Origin of the sequence: Streptomyces sp. NPDC093546 (assembly GCF_044765045.1) — a bacterium.
Lineage (GTDB): Bacteria > Actinomycetota > Actinomycetes > Streptomycetales > Streptomycetaceae > Streptomyces.
The window spans coordinates 39,788-57,993 of the sequence record NZ_JBIWJG010000015.1; the positions used below are offsets into that span (position 1 = coordinate 39,788).

General features: G+C 76.1%; 2 protein-coding genes (1 of these 2 cut by a window edge). Both read left to right on the top strand.

Features of this window, described 5'->3' with window-relative positions; translation table 11 throughout:
• Positions 1 to 12,403, top strand: the 3' portion of a protein-coding gene (locus ACIRNI_RS26900; protein WP_403555151.1) for a type I polyketide synthase. Its footprint begins 17,525 nt before the window's first position; only the last 12,403 of its 29,928 coding nucleotides appear in the window; the start codon falls outside the window, past its left edge; the stop codon is at positions 12,401 to 12,403.
• A 228-nt stretch (positions 12,404 to 12,631) separates the two neighbouring features.
• Positions 12,632 to 18,205 carry an SDR family NAD(P)-dependent oxidoreductase gene (locus tag ACIRNI_RS26905; protein WP_403555153.1) on the top strand — a complete coding sequence of 1,858 codons (5,574 nt, stop codon included), beginning with the start codon at positions 12,632 to 12,634 and terminating at the stop codon, positions 18,203 to 18,205.
• Position 18,206: the final 1 nt, after the last annotated feature.

The window sequence follows — 18,206 nt, forward strand, 5'->3', positions numbered from 1 at the left end:
CACGCCCGCCGTCCCCCTCCTGCGCCGGGACCGGGACGACACCGAGTCCGTGTTCACCGCGCTCGCTCACGTTCATACCGCCGGCGTCACGCCCGACTGGGCCGCCGTGTACGCGCCCTGGGCTCCCCGGCGGATCGACCTGCCCACGTACGCCTTCCAGGGCGAGGACTACTGGCTGCGTCCCAGCCCCGGTGCCGGTGACCTGGGTGCCGCGGGGATGCGCGCCGGCGGGCACCCCCTGCTGAGGGCCGAGATGTCCCCGGCCGTCGGCGGCGGACTGCTGCTCTCCGGCCGCCTCTCCACCGCCGCCCAGCCCTGGCTCGCCGACCATGTCGTACACGGCAGCACCGTGCTGCCCGGCACCGCGTACGTCGAGCTGGCCCTGCACGCGGGCGCGTCCGCGGGGCTCGTACGGCTCGACGAACTGACCCTGCACACCCCGCTCGTCCTGCCCGAGCGCGGCGGAGTGCAGGTACAGGTGCGGGTCTCGGACGACGGTGCGGTCGACGTCCACGCGCGGCCCGAGTCCGACGAGGACGGCCCGTGGACCTGTCACGCGAGCGGCCTGCTCACCGCCGCGGAGCTCCCGCTCCCGGCCGATGACGGCGCCGAGCCGCCCGCCGACGCGGAGCCGGTCGTCCTCGACGCCCACTACTCCGCGCTGTCCGACGCCGGGCTGTCCTACGGCCCCGCCTTCCAGGGCCTGCGGGCCGCCTGGCGGTCCGGTGACACGCTGTACGCCGAGGTAGCGCTGCCCGGAAAGGGCGCGGCGGAGGGGTACGGCCTCCACCCGGCCCTGTTCGACGCCGCGCTCCAGGCGCTCGCCGCCGGGCCCCTCGGCGAGGACGGGGCGGCCCGGGTGCCGTTCGCGTTCAGCGGCGTCTCGCTGCACGCCCCGGGCGCCACGGTGCTGCGGGTCCGCCTGACCCCGGCGGGCGCGGACGCGGTGTCGGTGGCGGCCTTCGACGCGTCGGGCATGCCGGTGCTGACGGCCGACGCGCTGACCCTGCGTACCCTCGGCGCACCGACCGCGCCGGCTAACGCCCCGCTGTACGAGGTGGCGTGGACGCCGCTGGGCGCGGCGGAGACGCCTGCCGGGGACGCGGAACCCGCCTGCGCGGTGGTGGACGACCCGGCGGGGCCGGGCACGGCCGACGCGACCGGGCCGCTGGTGTGGCGGGCGCCTGCCGACGTGGTGGCGGTGCTGGCGGGTCTCCAGGACTGGCTGGCCCGTGCACCGGAGGGCACGCCCCTCGTGGTCCTCACCCGTGGTGCCGTCGCGGCCGCCGGCGGTGCCGAGATCACCGACCCACAGCGGGCGGCGACCTGGGGGCTGGTCCGCTCGGCCCAGTCCGAACACCCCGACCGGCTGATCCTGCTGGACGCGGACACCGAGGACGGCCTGACCCACGCCGTCGGGACGCTGCTCGACTCGGGCGAGCCGCAGGCGGCGCTGCGCGCGGGCCGCCTGCTGGTGCCCCGGCTCACCCGGCTGCGTACCCCGGGCGAGTCGCCCGAGCGGCGGACCGCCCCGGCCCTCGACCCCGACGGCACCGTGCTCATCACCGGCGGCACGGGCACACTCGGCTCGCTGCTCGCCCGGCACCTGGTGGAGCGGCACGGCGCCCGGCACCTGCTGCTGACCGGCAGACGCGGCGCCGAAGCCCCGGGCGCCGCCGAACTGGCCGCCGAGCTGGCGGCGTTGGGCGCCTCGGTGCGGTTCGCGGCCTGCGACGCCGGGGACCGGGACGACCTCGCGGCGCTGCTGGCCGGCGTCCCGGCGGAGCACCCGCTCACGGGTGTCGTGCACGCCGCGGGCGTGGTCGACGACGCAATGGCCGACGCCCTGACACCCGAGCGCCTGCGCGCGGTCCTCGCGCCCAAGGCGGACGCGGCGGTCGTGCTCGACGAGGCGACCCGGGACCTGGACCTGTCGTTCTTCGTCCTCTACTCGTCCGTGGCCGCCACCCTGGGCACCCCGGGGCAGGCCAACTACGCCGCGGCCAACGCCGTACTCGACGCCGTCGCGCAGCGCCGGGCGGCGCTGGGCCTGCCGGCCGTGTCGGTGGCCTGGGGCCTGTGGGCCCGTTCGAGCGCCATCAGCGGCCACCTCGACGCGCCCGCCCTCGCCCGCGCGAGCCGGCTCGGCGCACCCCTGTCCGACGCGCAGGGCTGCGCCCTCTTCGACGCGGCGCTCGACGCCGCCCGCCCGCACCTGGTGGCGGCCGTCGTGGACCGGGCCCGGCTGCGTGCGGCCACGGACGTCCCCGCGATCCTGCGCGGGCTGGCGGGCACCACCCGGAGCGCGGCCGGGCGGGCCGGCGGCAGGCGGGGCCGGGAGGGCCTCGCGGCAACCCTGGCCACCGCCGCCGACCCGGCGCGCCGACTCCTCGACCTGGTCCGGGCCGAGAGCGCCGCCGTGCTCGGTTTCGCGTCCGGCGACGAGGTGACGGCGGACCGCGCCTTCCGCGAGATGGGCTTCGACTCGCTCACCTCGGTCGAGCTGCGCAACCGCCTCAACACGGTCACCGGCCTCAGGCTGCCCGCCACCCTCGTCTTCGACTACGCCAACCCCACCGCCCTCGCGGAGCACCTGCTGGCCGAACTGGGCGGGCCCCGGCAGACTGCCGCGAAGCCCCGTGCGACGACGACCCCCGGCGACGAACCGATCGCCATCATCGGCATGGCCTGCCGGTACCCCGGCGGCGTCGCCTCGCCCGAGGACCTGTGGCGGCTCGTCATGGCCGGCGACAGCATCGCGATGCCCTTCCCCGAGGACCGGGGCTGGGACCTCGACGCGCTGTACGACCCCGACCCGACCCGCCGGGGCAGCTCCGACGTCCGGCTCGGCGGGTTCCTCGACGGCGCGGGCGACTTCGACGCCGACCTGTTCGGCATCTCGCCGCGCGAGGCGCTCGCCATGGACCCGCAGCAGCGGCTGCTCCTGGAGACCTCCTGGGAGGCGTTCGAGCGGGCCGGCATGAACCCCGCCGGGCTGCGCGGCACCCAGGCCGGTGTCTTCGTCGGGGCCACCAACGTCGGCTACGCCAGCGGCGCCAACCTCCCCGAAGAGGTGGACGGGCACCTGCTCACCGGCATGTCCGGCAGTGTCGTCTGCGGCCGGATCGCCTACACCTTCGGACTGGAGGGTCCCGCCGTCACCGTGGACACCGCCTGCTCGGCCTCGCTGGTCGCCCTGCACCTGGCGGTGCAGTCGCTGCGCAACGGCGAGTGCGACCTCGCCCTGGCGGGCGGCGCGACCGTCCTCGGGGCGCCGGACGTCTTCACGGAGCTGAGCAAGCAGAAGGGGCTCGCGCCCGACGGGCGCTGCAAGTCCTTCTCGGCGGACGCCGACGGCACCGGCTGGTCCGAGGGCGCCGGCGTGATCATCGTCGAGCGCCTCTCCGACGCGCGGCGCAACGGCCGCCGCATCCTGGCGGTGGTCCGCGGGTCCGCCGTCAACCAGGACGGCGCCTCCAACGGCCTCACCGCGCCCAGCGGCCCCGCCCAGCAGCGGGTCATCCGGGCCGCGCTGGACGCGGCGGGCCTCGCGCCCTCGGGCGTGGACGCGGTCGAGGCGCACGGCACCGGTACGCGGCTCGGCGACCCGATCGAGGCGCAGGCGCTGCTGGCGACGTACGGCCAGGAGCGCGAGGGCGACGAGCCGCTCTGGCTCGGCTCGCTGAAGTCGAACATCGGCCACACCCAGTGCGCGGCGGGCGTCGGCGGCGTCATCAAGATGGTGGAGGCGATGCGGCACGGCGTCCTGCCCCGGACCGTCAACGTCTCCGAGCCGACCGGGCAGGTGGACTGGTCCGCCGGCTCCGTCGCGCTGCTCACCGAGGCGCGGCCGTGGCACCGCGGGGACCGGCCGCGCCGGTCCGCGGTCTCCTCCTTCGGGATCGGCGGGACCAACGCGCACGTCATCCTCGAAGAGGCGCCGGCCCCCCGCGCGCTGCCGCCCGCGCGGCAGCCGCAGGCGGCACCGGATACCGACGCGCCGGCGCGTCCCGTCGCCTGGCCGGTCTCCGCCCGCACCGCCGAGGGCCTGCGCGCCCAAGCCGCCCGCCTGCGCGCGTACGCGGCCGAACACCCCGGTCCGGACGCGGCGCAGATCGCCCGCACCCTGGTCACCGGCCGGGCCGCGCTGGATCACCGGGCCGTGGTGGTCGGGCGCCACGACGACCTGGACGGCCTCCTCGCCGGGCTCGACGCGCTCGCGTCGGAGACCTCGGCGGCCTCCGTGGTCCGCGGCACCGCGGTGCAGGGACGCACCGCCTTCGTGTTCACGGGCCAGGGCTCCCAGTACGCCGGTATGGGGCGCGAACTCCATGCCGGCCACCCGGCGTTCGCGGAGGCGTTCGACGCGGTGGCGGCCCGGATCGACCTCGGGACGCCGCTCACCGAGCTGCTCTTCGGGGACGGGGACCTGCTGGAGCGGGCCGGCTACGCCCACGCCGGCACGTTCGCCCTCCAGGTGTCCCTAGCCCGGCTGCTGGAGTCCCGGGGCGTCACCCCCGACGTGGTCCTCGGCCACTCCACCGGCGAGCTGGCCGCCGCGCACATCGCGGGCATCCTCTCGCTCGACGACGCCTGCACCCTGGTGGAGGCGCGCGCCCGCCTGCTGCTCGGCCTGCGCGAGGACGGGAAGATGCTCGCCGTCGAGGCGCGCGAGGAAGACGTGCTGCCCCTGCCCGACGGCGTCGACCTCGCCGCGGTCAACGGGCCCGAGTCGCTGGTCGTCTCCGGCGACGCGGATGTGATCGACGCCCTCAGGGACGGCTGGCGGGCCGAGGGCCGGCGCGTGAAGGACATCTCCGTCTCCCTCGCCGCCCACTCCCACCACGTGGACCCGGCCCTCGGTGAACTCGCCGCCGTCGCGGCCGGCCTCACCCACCACGAGCCCGCCGTCCCCATGGCGCCCACCGGTCCCGGGCGGCTCGACACACCGGAGTACTGGGTCGAGCAGATGCGGCGGACCGTGCGCTTCGCCGACGCCGTGCGCGGACTGCGCGGCGTGCGGCGGTTCGTCGAGATCGGACCGAAGGGCGGGCTGTCGGCCATGGCCCAGCAGCTGGTGGACGACGCGGTCGCCGTGCCGACGCTGCGGTCCGGCGTCCCCGAGCCCGACGCCCTGCTGCAGACGCTGGCCGGGCTGCACGTGTCGGGCGCGAAAGTGGACTGGCCGCTGGACGCGGTCGAGGGCGCCGATCTGCCCACCTACGCCTTCGAGCACCGCCGGTACTGGGCGCTGCCCGCGTCCGGACCCGCCGACGTGGAGGGCGCCGGGCTGGCCGGTGTGGACCACCCGCTGCTGGGCGCGGCGGTGGCGTCGGTGACCGACGACGGCCTGGTGCTCACCGGGCGCCTGTCCACCTCGGCGCACCCGTGGCTCGCGGACCACCGGCTCCGCGGCACGGTCCTGGTCCCGGGCACCGCGCTGCTCGAACTCGCGCTGCAGGCCGCCCGCATGACCGGGGGCAGGCTCGTCGAGGAACTGACCCTGCACGCGCCGCTGGTCCTGCCGGAGCGGACGGCCGTGCGGTTCCAGGTCGTGGTCGGAGCCGAGGACGGCGCGTCCGGGGGCGGACGCGAGGTGGCGGTCTACGCCCGGCCCGAGTCCGGCACCGACGGGCCCTGGGTCCGGCACGCCGCGGGCGTCCTCGCACCGGACCTGCCCCCGGAGCCGGCGCCGCACCCGGTGTGGCCCCCGGCCGGCGCGGAACCTGTGGACCTGGCGGGGCACTACGCGCTGCTGGACGCCGCGGGCCTGGAGTACGGGCCGGCCTTCCGGGGACTGCGGGCCGCCTGGCGGTCCGGCGACGTGCTCCACGCCGAGGTCGCCCTGCCGGACCCGCAGCGCGGCGACGACTACGCCGCGCACCCCGCGCTGCTGGACGCCGCGCTGCACGCGCTGGCCCTGGCGGGCCCCGGGGACGACGGACCGCCGGCACCGCGGCTGCCGTTCTCGTGGTCGGGTGTCGCGCTGCACGCGGTCGGCGCGCGGACGCTGCGGGTACGCATCACGCCCGCCGGTCCGGACGCCGTGACGCTGGACGCCTTCGACGACGCGGGCCTGCCCGTGCTGTCGGTCGCGTCGCTGACGCTGCGGGAGGCGGCCGGGCGGACGGCCCCCGAGCCGTCGTCCGATTCCCTGTTCGAGGTGGTGTGGACCGAGCTGGACGGGTCGGACGGGACCGTCGCCGGCGCGGCGTGCGTGACCGTGGACGATCCCGACGGCCTCGCCGAGGTGCCGCCGGTGGCCCTGTGGCGGGCGCCGGCCGAACCGGCGGCGGCGCTCGCAGGGGTGCGGGCCTGGCTCGCCGACCCACGTACGGCCGACGCGCGCCTGGTGGTCCGTACCCGCGGCGCGGTCGCCGCCGTCCCCGGTGACGACGTCGCCGATCCGCTCGCCGCCGCCGTGTGGGGCCTGGTGCGCACGGCGCAGACCGAGCACCCCGGACGCTTCATCCTGCTCGACGCGGACACCGGCGGACTCGCCACCGATGAACTCGCCACCGATGAACTCGGCACCGGCGAGCTCGGCACCGGCGAAGAGGCGGCCGCCATCCTCGGCATGCTGTTCAGGGCGGACGAACCGCAGGCGGCGGTGCGCGACGGCCGGGTGCTGGTGCCCAGGCTGAGACGCTTCCGGCCCGACGGCACGGACAGCGCCGTACGGCTCGACCCCGACGGGACCGTGCTCGTCACCGGCGGCACCGGTGCGCTGGGCGCGATGCTGGCCCGCCACCTGGTGGCGCACCACGGCGTCAGGCACCTGTTGCTGACCGGCCGCCGTGGACCCGACGCCCCCGGCGCGCCGGAACTGGTCCGGGACCTGGCCGAGCAGGGCGCCGACGTCCGCGTCGTCGCCTGCGACGCAGCCGACCGCGAGGCGCTGGCCGCGCTGCTCGCGCAGATCCCGGCCGCACACCCCCTGACGGGGATCGTCCACACCGCAGGTGTCCTCGACGACGGAGTCCTGGAGGCGCAGACCCCCGAGCGGCTGGCCGCGGTGTTCGCGCCGAAGGCCGAGGCCGCCGTCCACCTGCACGAGCTGACCGCCGGTCAGGACCTGGCCATGTTCGTCATGTACTCCTCGCTCGCCGCGACCATCGGCGCCGCCGGACAGGCCAACTACGCGGCGGCCAACGCCGTGCTGGACGCCCTCGCCGCACACCGCAGGCACCGGGGCCTGCCCGCCGTCTCGCTGGGATGGGGGCTGTGGGCGCAGCCGGGCGCGATGTCCGAGCACCTCGACGGCACGGCCGTCGCCCGGCTCACCCGCCTCGGTGACGCCCTCGGCGCCGAGGAGGGCCTCGCCCTCTTCGACGCGTCGCTGGCCTCCGGGCGGGCCCACCTGGTGCCGACCCGCTTCGCCCCCGCCCCGGTCGGCGCGGCCCACGAAGTGCCGCCGCTGCTGCGCGCGCTGGTGCGCGTCCCGGCCCGGCTCCGCAAGGCCGGCGCGTCCGGCGCGGACCGGGGAAGCGGCCTGGCGCAGCGGCTGGCGGTGGCCGCCGACCCGGCCGGGCTGCTGCTCGACCTGGTCCGCGACGAGGTCGCCGCCGTGCTGATCCACGCGCCGGGTGAACGGGTCGCCCCGGACCGGGCCTTCCGCGAGATGGGCTTCGACTCGCTCACCTCGGTGGAACTGCGCAACCGGCTCTCGGCCGCCACCGGGCTCAAGCTGCCCGCGACCGTGGTCTTCGACCACCCGGCCCCCAGGGCCCTCGCGGACCACCTGCACGAGCGGCTCGCGGGCACGGCCGCGCGGACCACCGCGCCCGAGACCGCCCCCGCCCCGGCGGACCCCCCGCACGAGCGGCCCGCCGGAACGGTCCCCGCCGCGCGGACCACCGCGCCCCGGACCGCCCCGTCCCCGTCGGCGCAGCCACCGGCCGGCGAACCGATCGCCATCGTCGCGATGGCCTGCCGGTACCCGGGCGGGGTGGACTCGCCCGAGGACCTGTGGCGGCTGTTGGCCGAGGAACGGGACGTGGTCGGCCCGTTCCCGGCCGACCGTGGCTGGAACCTCGGTTCCCAGGGCCGCGCCGACGCCATCCGCGCTCGCGGCGGCGCGTTCGTCGACACCGCCGGCGACTTCGACGCGGCGCTCTTCGGCATCTCGCCGCGCGAGGCCCTCACCATGGACCCGCAGCAGCGGCTCCTGCTGGAGACCGCCTGGGAGACCTTCGAGCGCGCCGGTATCGACCCCGCGACGCTGCGCGGCAGCCGGACCGGCGTCTTCGCCGGCGCGATGGGATCCGGTTACGGGGTGGGGCTGCGGATGCCCGAGGACGCCGAGGGCCACCTGGTCACCGGCAGCGCGGGCAGCGTCACCTCCGGCCGGGTCTCCTACACCTTCGGCCTGGAGGGCCCGGCCGTGACCGTGGACACCGCCTGCTCGGCGTCGCTGGTCGCGCTGCACCTGGCGGCGCAGTCGCTGCGGGCCGGCGAGTGCACCATGGCGCTCGCCGGCGGCGTCACCGTCGTCGCGACGCCGGACGTGCTGATCGGCTTCAGCCGGCAGAACGGCCTGGCCGCCGACGGCCGTTGCAAGGCGTTCGCCGCCTCGGCCGACGGCACCGGCTGGGGCGAGGGCGTGGGCCTGCTCCTGCTGGAGCGGCTCTCCGACGCCCGCCGCAACGGCCACCCGGTGCTCGCGGTGGTCCGCGGCTCCGCCGTCAACCAGGACGGCGCGTCCAACGGCCTCACCGCGCCCAACGGCCCCTCCCAGCAGCGCGTCATGCGCGCCGCCCTGACCGCGGCCGGCCTGGAGCCGTCCGAGGTCGACGCGGTGGAGGCGCACGGCACGGGCACCCGGCTCGGCGACCCGATCGAGGCGCAGGCCCTGCTGGAGGTCTACGGCCAGGACCGCGACGAGCCGCTGCACCTGGGGTCGGTCAAGTCGAACCTCGGCCACACCCAGGCCGCCGCCGGCGTCGCCGGTGTCATCAAGACGGTCGAGTCGATACGGCGCGGCACGCTGCCGAAGACCCTGCACGTGGACGAGCCGACCCCGGAAGTCGACTGGTCGGCGGGCGCGGTGGAACTGCTCACCGAGGCCCGGCCCTGGCCGCGGACCGGCCGCCCGCGCCGGGCCGGCGTCTCCTCGTTCGGGATCAGCGGCACCAACGCCCACGTCCTCATCGAGGAGGCCCCGCACGAGCGGCGGGCGGAGCAGGCCGCACCGCAGGAGCCGGACACGGCGACCGCCGTGCTGCCCTGGCTGCTCTCCGCCGGCTCGGCCGCCGCCCTGCGCGCCCAGGCCGCGCGGCTGCTCGCCTTCGCCGACGCCCACCCGGACACCTCCGCCGTGGACATCGCCCGCGCCCTCACCGGCTCGCGCGCGCAACTCACCCACCGCGCGGCGCTGCTCGGCGCCGACCGCGCGGCGCTGCTCGCCGCCCTGCGCGCCTTCACCGAGGGCGCCCCGGGCGCCCCCACCGGCAGGGCGGACGCGTCGCGCACCGCGTTCCTCTTCGCGGGCCAGGGCGCGCAGCGCGCCGGCATGGGCCGTGAACTGTACGAAACGTACCCGGTGTTCGCCGGGGCCTTCGACGCCGTCTGCGCCCGCCTGAACCTCGGCCGGCCGCTGCGGGACGTGGTGTTCGGCACCGACGACGACGTCCTGGCCCGGACCGAGTACACCCAGCCCGCGCTGTTCGCCCTCGAAGTGGCGCTGTTCCGGCTGGTGGAGTCGTGGGGCGTACGACCGGACGTGCTGGTCGGCCACTCGATCGGCGAGCTGGCCGCCGCGCACGTCGCCGGCGTGCTGTCCCTGGACGACGCGTGCACCCTGGTGGCGGCCCGGTCCCGGCTGATGCAGGCGCTGCCAGCAGGGGGCGCCATGCTCGCGGTCGAGGCGGCCGAGGACGAGATCGCGCTGCCCGACGGCGTGGACCTCGCGGCGGTCAACGGCCCGAGGGCGCTGACCGTCTCGGGCGACGAGGAGGCCATCGCCGACTGCGAGGAGCGCTGGCGGGCGGAGGGCCGCAAGGTGCGGCGGCTCGTCGTCTCGCACGCCTTCCACTCGCACCGCATGCAGCCGATGCTCGACGCCTTCCGCGAGATCGCCGGGCAACTGACGTACCGCGCACCGGCCATCCCGCTGATCTGCACGGCACCGGGCGACCCGGCGACCCCCGAGTACTGGGTGCGCCAGGTCCGCGAGCCGGTCCGGTTCGCCGACGCCGTCGCCGAACTGTGGCGCCGGGACGTCGGCGCCTGCGTCGAGCTCGGCCCGGACGGCGTCCTCACCGCGCTGGCCGGCGCCACCGCCGGGCCGGACGTCGCCGCCGTACCCGCGCTGCGGCCCGGGCGCGCCGAGCCGGTCACGCTGCTGACCGCCGTGGCGACCGCCCACACCCGCGGCACCCGCGTGGACTGGCAGGCCGTACTCGGCACCGGCCCCCGGGCCGCACTGCCCACCTACGCGTTCGACCGGACCCGCTACTGGCCGGAGCCCCGCACGGCGGAACCCGGCCCGGCCGACACCGAGTTCTGGGACGCCGTCGACTCCGGCGACCTCGGCGCCCTGACCGGGATGGACCCCGCCACGGCCGCCGCGCTGGCCGAGGCCCTGCCCGCGCTCGCCTCCTGGCGCCGCGCCCGCGTGCTGCGCGAGGCCGCCGCCGACCGGCGGTACCGCGTCGCGTGGACGGACGTCCCGGCGGCCCGGCCCACCGGCGGGCACTGGCTGGTCGCCGCCGCCCGCGAGGACACCGACCGTGCCGCGGCCGTGGCCGCCGCGCTGCGCGACAGCGGCGCCGGGGCGACCGTCTGCACGCCGGACGAGCTGCCCGCGGCGGACCCCGTCGACGGGGTGCTGCTGCTCTCCGGCGACCCGGAGACCGTCCTGTCCGTGGTGCGCACCGGACTCGGCTCACCCCTGTGGTGCGTGACGACGTCGGCGGTCGGCGCCGGTGACACCGTGGCCGACCCCCGCGCCGCACAGGTGTGGGGCCTGGGCCGGGTCGCGGCCCTCGAACTCCCGCGCCGTTGGGGCGGGCTCATCGACCTGCCCGAGCAGCCCGGTGCGGACACCCTCGCCCTGATCCCGGCCGTCCTCGGCGGTACGGAGGACCAGGTGGCGCTCCGCGGCGGCCGCGTCCTGGCCCGCCGCCTGGACCGCGCACCGCTCGCGCCCGGCGGGGTGTGGACCCCGACGGGCACCACCCTCATCACCGGCGGCACCGGCGCCCTCGGCGGACACGTCGCCCGCCTGCTTGCCCGGCAGGGGGCCGACAAGCTGGTCCTCACCAGCAGGTCGGGACCCCGGGCACCGGGTGCCGCGGCCCTGGTGGCGGAACTCGCGGAGCTCGGCTGCACGGCCGTCGTGGCGGCGTGCGACGTCGCCGACCGCGACGCCCTCGCCGCGCTGCTGGCCGCCCACCCGGTCCGGGCCGTCGTCCACACCGCGGGCACCGACACCGCCCGCCCCCTCCAGGACCTCGACGCGGACACCTTCCGCGAGGTCGTCCGGGCCAAGGTGGACGGCGCCCGCAACCTCGACGAACTCCTCCCCGAGGCCGAGCAGTTCGTCCTCTTCTCGTCCATCGCCGGGGTGTGGGGCAGTGGGGAGCAGGCGGCGTACGCGGCCGGCAACGCCTACCTCGACGCGCTCGCCGAACGCCGCCGCGCCCAGGGCCGCCCGGCCCTCTCCCTCGCCTGGGGCCCCTGGGCCGGCACGGGCATGGCCGCGGCCGGACTCGGCGGAGCCGACGGCGACGCCGCCGCCTACCTCGCCCGGCGCGGCCTGACCGCGATGGCACCCGAGACGGCGCTGCGGGCCCTGGCCGACGCACTCGGCGCGCAGGACACCTGCGTCACCGTCGCCGAGGTGGACTGGAGCCGCTTCCTGCCCGCCTTCACGGCCGGCCGGCCCGCCCCGCTGTTCGCTCCGCTCACCGGCGGCGGCGCCGGGGAGGAGCAGGCGGCGGAGGAAGGACTCACCGCGTACGCCGTCGGACTGGCCGGCTTCTCCCCGGCCCGGCGCGAACGCGCCCTCCTCGACCTGGTGCGCCGTCAGGTCGCCGACGTACTCGGCCACCAGGGGATCGACGGCATCGCGGCGAGGAGCGGCTTCGCCGACCTCGGATTCGACTCGCTGACGGCCGTCGAGATCCGGGGGAGGATCGCCGCGGCCACCGGACTGGGGCTCTCCACCTCGATGATCTTCGACTACCCGACGCCCGCCGCACTCGCCGCCCATCTGTCGGACGAGATCGAGGCAGCGGCCGCTCCCACCGCGGACCCGGCCTCTGCCCCCGCCTCCACCGCCGTCTCCGCCGCCGGGGATATCCCCGAGGACGGCCCCGAGGAAGGGCCGTCGGAGAGCGACATCGACCTGATGGACATCGACGCCCTCATCCAGACCGCCCTGGAGGATCCGGAGGACTGAACCCCCTTTCCGCCTGCTCGAACACCCCCGCAAACCCCCTTGCCCGGCCCGGCCCCCTAAGGGGTCGGGCTAGGGGTTGTCCACGCCTCGGCGCCGTTCGTAGGCTCAGCGAGAGTTTCCGCACGGAATGCGCCTGCCGAAATTACCCATTCGGTGCCGGAGAAGCTCCAGGCGAAATTCTGTTGTCGCGCGGTATTTGGTAATCCAGCGAAATTCCGCCGCGAAAGTGTGCTGCGGGTCCGGAGAAGGTGGCATCGAGTGGCCGACGACCAGAAGTATCTCGACTATCTCAAGCGGCTCACCGCGGACCTGCGGCAGACCCGGCGTCGCCTGCGGATCGCCGAGGCGCGCGGGAGCGAGCCCGTGGCGGTCGTCGGCATGGCCTGCCGCTACCCCGGGGACGTGCGCTCCCCGGAAGACCTCTGGGACCTGGTCTCCTCGGGCCGCGACGGCATCTCCGCCTTCCCCGTGAACCGCGGCTGGGACACCACCGCCCTCTACGACGAAGCCCCGGACGCCGCCGGCACCACCTACGTGCGCGAGGGCGGATTCGTCCACGAGGCAGGCGAGTTCGACGCCGGCCTGTTCAACATCTCGCCGCGCGAGGCGCTCGCCATGGACCCGCAGCAGCGGCTGTTCCTGGAGACCTCGTGGGAGGCCCTGGAGCGCGCGGGCGTCGACCCGCTGTCCCTGCGCGGCAGCCGCACCGGCGTCTTCGTCGGCTCCTCCTCGTCCGCGTACGGCGCCGGGCTGCGCGCCCTGCCCCAGGGAGTGGAAGGGCACCTGCTGACCGGCAGCGCGCCCAGCGTCGTCTCCGGGCGGGTCGCCTACGTCCTGGGCCTGGAAGGCCCCGCGGTCACCGTGGACACCGCCTGCTCGTCGTCTCTGGTGGCGACCCACCTCGCCGTGCAGGCACTGCGGTCGGGCGAGTGCGACGCGGCCCTCGCGGGCGGCGTGACCGTGATGACCAGCCCGGGCATCTTCACCGAGTTCAGCCGGCAGCGGGGCCTCGCCTCCGACGGCCGCTGCAAGCCGTTCTCCGCGGACGCCGACGGCACCGGATGGGCCGAGGGCTCGGGTATGCTCGTCCTCCGGCGCCTGGCCGACGCGCAGCGGCGCGGCGACCGGATCCTCGCCGTGATCCGAGGCTCCGCCGTCAACCAGGACGGTGCGTCGAACGGACTGACCGCGCCCAACGGCCCCTCCCAGGAACGGGTCATCCTGGCGGCCCTGGAGAACGCCCGGCTCGACCCCGCCGACGTGGATGCGGTGGAGGCGCACGGCACCGGCACGACGCTGGGTGACCCGATCGAGGCGCAGGCACTCCTCGCCACGTACGGACAGGGAGCCCGCCGCGAGCCCCTGCTGCTGGGCTCCGTCAAGTCGAACATCGGGCACGCGCAGGCCGCTTCCGGCGTCGCCGGGCTCATCAAGATGGTGCTGGCCCTGGGCAACGAGGAGCTGCCGCGGACCCTCCACGTCAGCGAACCCACCCCGCACGTCGACTGGTCCCAGGGCCAGGTGCGGCTGCTCACCGCCCCGGTGGCCTGGCCCCAGGACCCGGAGCGCCCGCGCAGGGCGGGCGTCTCCTCCTTCAGCATCAGCGGTACCAACGTCCACATCATCCTGGAGGGCCCCGACGCGACGGCCGAACAGGCCGACGACGAGACCGACGGAACCGTGGCGACCGGCGCCGAGCCGGCGAAGACCGCCGACGTCGACCGACCGGCGCTCCCCGTGCTCCCGGTGGTCCCGTGGGTACTGTCCGGGCACACGGCCGAGGCCCTCGCGGCGCAGGCCGGCCGGCTCATCGGCATGGCCGAGGCCGACCCGGCGGGCGTGGGTCGCTCCCTGCTGTCGCGCGCGGTGCTGGAGCATCGTGCGGTGGTGTGGGGGGAGGACCGTGTCGGTGCGTTGCGTGCGTTGGCGCGGGGTGTGTCGCATGCGGGTGTGGTGCGGGGTGTGGCGCGTTCTGGTGGTGCTCCGGTGTTGGTGTTTCCGGGGCAGGGGTCGCAGTGGTTGGGGATGGGTCGGGAGTTGGCGGGTTGGTCGCCGGTGTTTCGGGAGGGGGTGGAGGAGTGTGCGGCGGCGTTGGAGCCGTTCGTGGACTGGTCGCTGTGGGAGGTGTTGGACAGCGGTGATGAGGTGTTGTGGGGTCGGGTGGATGTGGTCCAGCCGGTGTTGTGGGCGTTGATGGTGTCGTTGGCGCGGTTGTGGCGGTCGTGTGGTGTGGTGCCGTCTGCGGTGGTGGGTCATTCGCAGGGGGAGATCGCGGCTGCGGTGGTGGCTGGTGGGTTGTCGGTGGTGGACGGGGCGCGGGTGGTGGCGTTGCGTTCGCGTGCGCTAAGGGTGTTGGCGGGCCGGGGTGGGATGGTGTCGCTGGCGGCGGGGCCCGAGGCGGCCCGGGAGCTGGTGTCCGGTTTCGAGGGCCGGGTGTCGGTCGCGGCGGTGAACGGTCCGGGTTCGACGGTGGTGTCGGGTGAGCCGGGAGCGCTGGATGAGTTGATCGCGCTGTGTGTGGAGCGTGGGGTGCGGGCGCGTCGGGTGCCGGTGGATTACGCGTCGCATTCGGTGCAGGTGGAGGAGCTGCGCGAGCAGATCCTCGCCGATCTCGCTCCCGTAGCGCCCATGTCTTCCGCAGTACCGCTGTATTCGTCGGTGACGGGCGGTCGTATCGATACGGCGGTGATGGACGCGGGCTATTGGTATGAGAGTTTGCGGTCGTTGGTGCGGTTCGATGAGGCGACGGGTGCGTTGTTGGCGGACGGCCGGTCGGTGTTCCTGGAATGCAGCCCGCATCCCGTCCTGACCCCGGGCATCGAGGAGACGCTGGAAGCCGCCGAGCGTCCAGGGACCACGCTGTCCACGCTCCATCGAGATCACGGCGACGCGACGCGTTGGCTGACCGCCCTCGCCGAAGCGCATGTGGCCGGCGTCCAGGTCGACTGGACCACCGTCCTGGAGGACCGCACGGGCCGCGTGGTCGACCTGCCCACCTACGCCTTCCAGCGGGAACGTTTCTGGCCCGAGAAGCGGGCGCTGCCCGCCGACGTCTCCGCCGTGGGCCTCGGCCGCGCCGATCACCCGATGCTCGGCGCGTCGGTGCCCATGGCCGGCAGCGACGGCGTCCTGCTCACCGGGCGGATCGCCGCCGACACCCACCCGTGGATCGCCGACCACGTCCTGCTCGGCACCGTCCTGCTGCCCGGCACCGCCCTCGTCGAACTCGCCCTGAGAGCAGGGGAGTCGGCGGGCTTCCCGCACCTGGACGAACTGACCCTGGAAGTACCGCTCACCCTCCCCGGGGAGGGGGCGGTCGTCCTCCAGGTCGCCGTCGGCGACGGCACCTCCGTGGACGGCGGCCGTGCCGTCACCGTCTACTCCCGCTCCGAGGGCGACGGGGGTGCCTGGACCCGGCACGCCACCGGCACCCTGCGCGCCACCCCGGCCGGGATGACCCCGGAGCCGGTCCCGTGGCCGCCCCGGGACGCCGAGCCGGTCGACCCGGCCGGGTTCTACGCGGCCGTGGCCGAAGGCGGCTACGGATACGGGTCGGCCTTCCAGGGCCTGCGCGCCGTCTGGCGGCGGGCGGACGAGGTCTTCGCCGAGATCGCGCTTCCCCAGGAAGCCCGCACCGGCAGCGCCGGCTTCGGTCTGCATCCCGCGCTGTTCGACGCGGCCCTGCACGCCGCCGGGGCCGGCCGCCTGTTCCCCGACACCGGCGAGGTGCGGGTGCCGTTCGCGTGGCAGGGCGTCACCGTGCACGCCGCGGGCGCCACCGAACTGCGGGTCCGGATCAGCCGCTCCGCCGCGCGCGATTCCCTGCGCCTGGAGGCCGTGGACGCCTCGGGCGCACCCGTCGTCCAGGTGGAGACACTGGAGTTCCGTCCGGTCTCCGCCGCGCAGCTGGCCTCCGCGCAGGGACCGCGCGACGCGCTGTTCGCCGTCGAGTGGACGCCGGCCGCGGCAGGTCCGGCCCCCGTCTCGTGGGCCGTGGTCGGCGCCGACGCCCTCGGCGCCGCGGACCGGCTGGCGGAGGAGACCTACGCCGTCGAGTGGCACGCCGACACGGCCGCACTGACCGAGTCCATCGATGCGGGCATGACCGTGCCCGAGATCGTCCTGCTCTCCGGGCCGGCCGGGACCGACGCGACGCCCGCGGACGTGCACCACCGGGTCGCCGAGGTGCTCGGCGCCGCGCAGACCCTCCTCGCGGACCGGCGTTTCGACGGATCACGCATCGTCCTGCTCACCTCCGGAGCCGTCGCCGTCCACGAGGGCGAGGACATCACAGACCTGCCCGGCGCGGCCGCCCGGGGACTGCTGCGCACCGCGCACTCCGAGCACCCCGGCCGGTTCGCGACGCTCGACTCCGACGGCAGCCTCGGCGGACTGACCGAAGCGCTCCTCCCCGGCGAGCCGGAGACCGCCCTGCGCAAGGGCACCCCGCACGTGCCGCGGCTCGTACGCGTCCAGCCGGCCGACGCGCCCGCGTCGCCCGCACCGCCGTCCGGGACCGTTCTGGTCACCGGCGGAACCGGCGGTCTCGGCGCCCTGGTGGCCCGGCACCTCGCGACCACGCACGGCGTCACCGACCTGCTCCTGCTCAGCCGCTCAGGCCCGCAGGCGCCCGGGGTCGCCGCCCTCACCGACGACCTCGCCGCGCTCGGAGCCCGGGCGGAGGTCGTGGCCTGCGACGCCGCCGACCGGGACCGGCTCGCGCAGGTGCTCGCCGGCCGCCGGATCGGGACCGTCGTGCACGCGGCGGGAGTCCTCGACGACGGTGTCCTCACCTCGATGACCCCCGAGCGGCTCGCGACGGTGCTGCGCCCCAAGGCGGACGCGGCCCTCCACCTGGCCGAACTGGTCGAGGCCGAGACGTTCGTGTTCTTCTCCTCCGCCTCCGGCACCTTCGGCGCCGCCGGCCAGGCCAACTACGCCGCCGCCAACGCGGTGCTGGACGCCCTCGCCGCCTGCCTCCGCGCACAGGGCCGCACCGCGCTCTCCATCGGCTGGGGCATGTGGGCCACGGCCACCGGCATGACCGGTCACCTCTCGGACGACGTGCGCGGGCGCGCGACCGGCGACGGCACGGCCCTGTCCGACGCGGACGGCCTCGCCCTGTTCGACGCGGCCCTCACCTCCGGCCGGCCTCACCTCGTGGCGGCCCGCCTGGATCTGGCGACGCTCAGGGCACGTGCGGGCAGCGTCCCGGTGCCGCCGCTGTTGTACGCGCTCGTCCCGCAGCCCGCGCGGCGGGCGGCCGAGGCCGGAGAGGACGCCGCGTCGTTCACCGCCCGTCTGGCCGCCCTCGACCCGTCAGGGCGGCGGCAGGCCGTGCTCGACCTCGTACGCGGCCATGCCGCCACGGTGCTCGGGCACGCCTCGGCCGGGGCCGTGGACCCCGAACAGGGCTTCACCGACCTGGGGTTCAGCTCCCTCACCGCGGTCGAGATCCGCAACCGGCTCAACACGGCCACCGGGCTGCGGCTGCCCACCACGCTGGTCTTCGACCACCCGAACGTCGCGCGCCTCGCGGGCCACCTGCTGGAGCTCCTGGCCGTCGACGACACCGGGACCGGCTCCGCCGCGCTGCTGGCCGACCTCGACCGGCTCGACACCGCCCTCTCCGGCACCGGCCCCGGGGACGAGACACGCGTGCGCGTGGTCTCCCGCCTGCACGCACTGCTCGCCCGGTACGACGCCGGGGACGACGCGGGTGCGGCCGGCGCCGCCGCGGACTTCGACGCGGCAGGGGACGAGGAACTCTTCGCTTTCATCGACAACGAAACAGGAGCCTGAG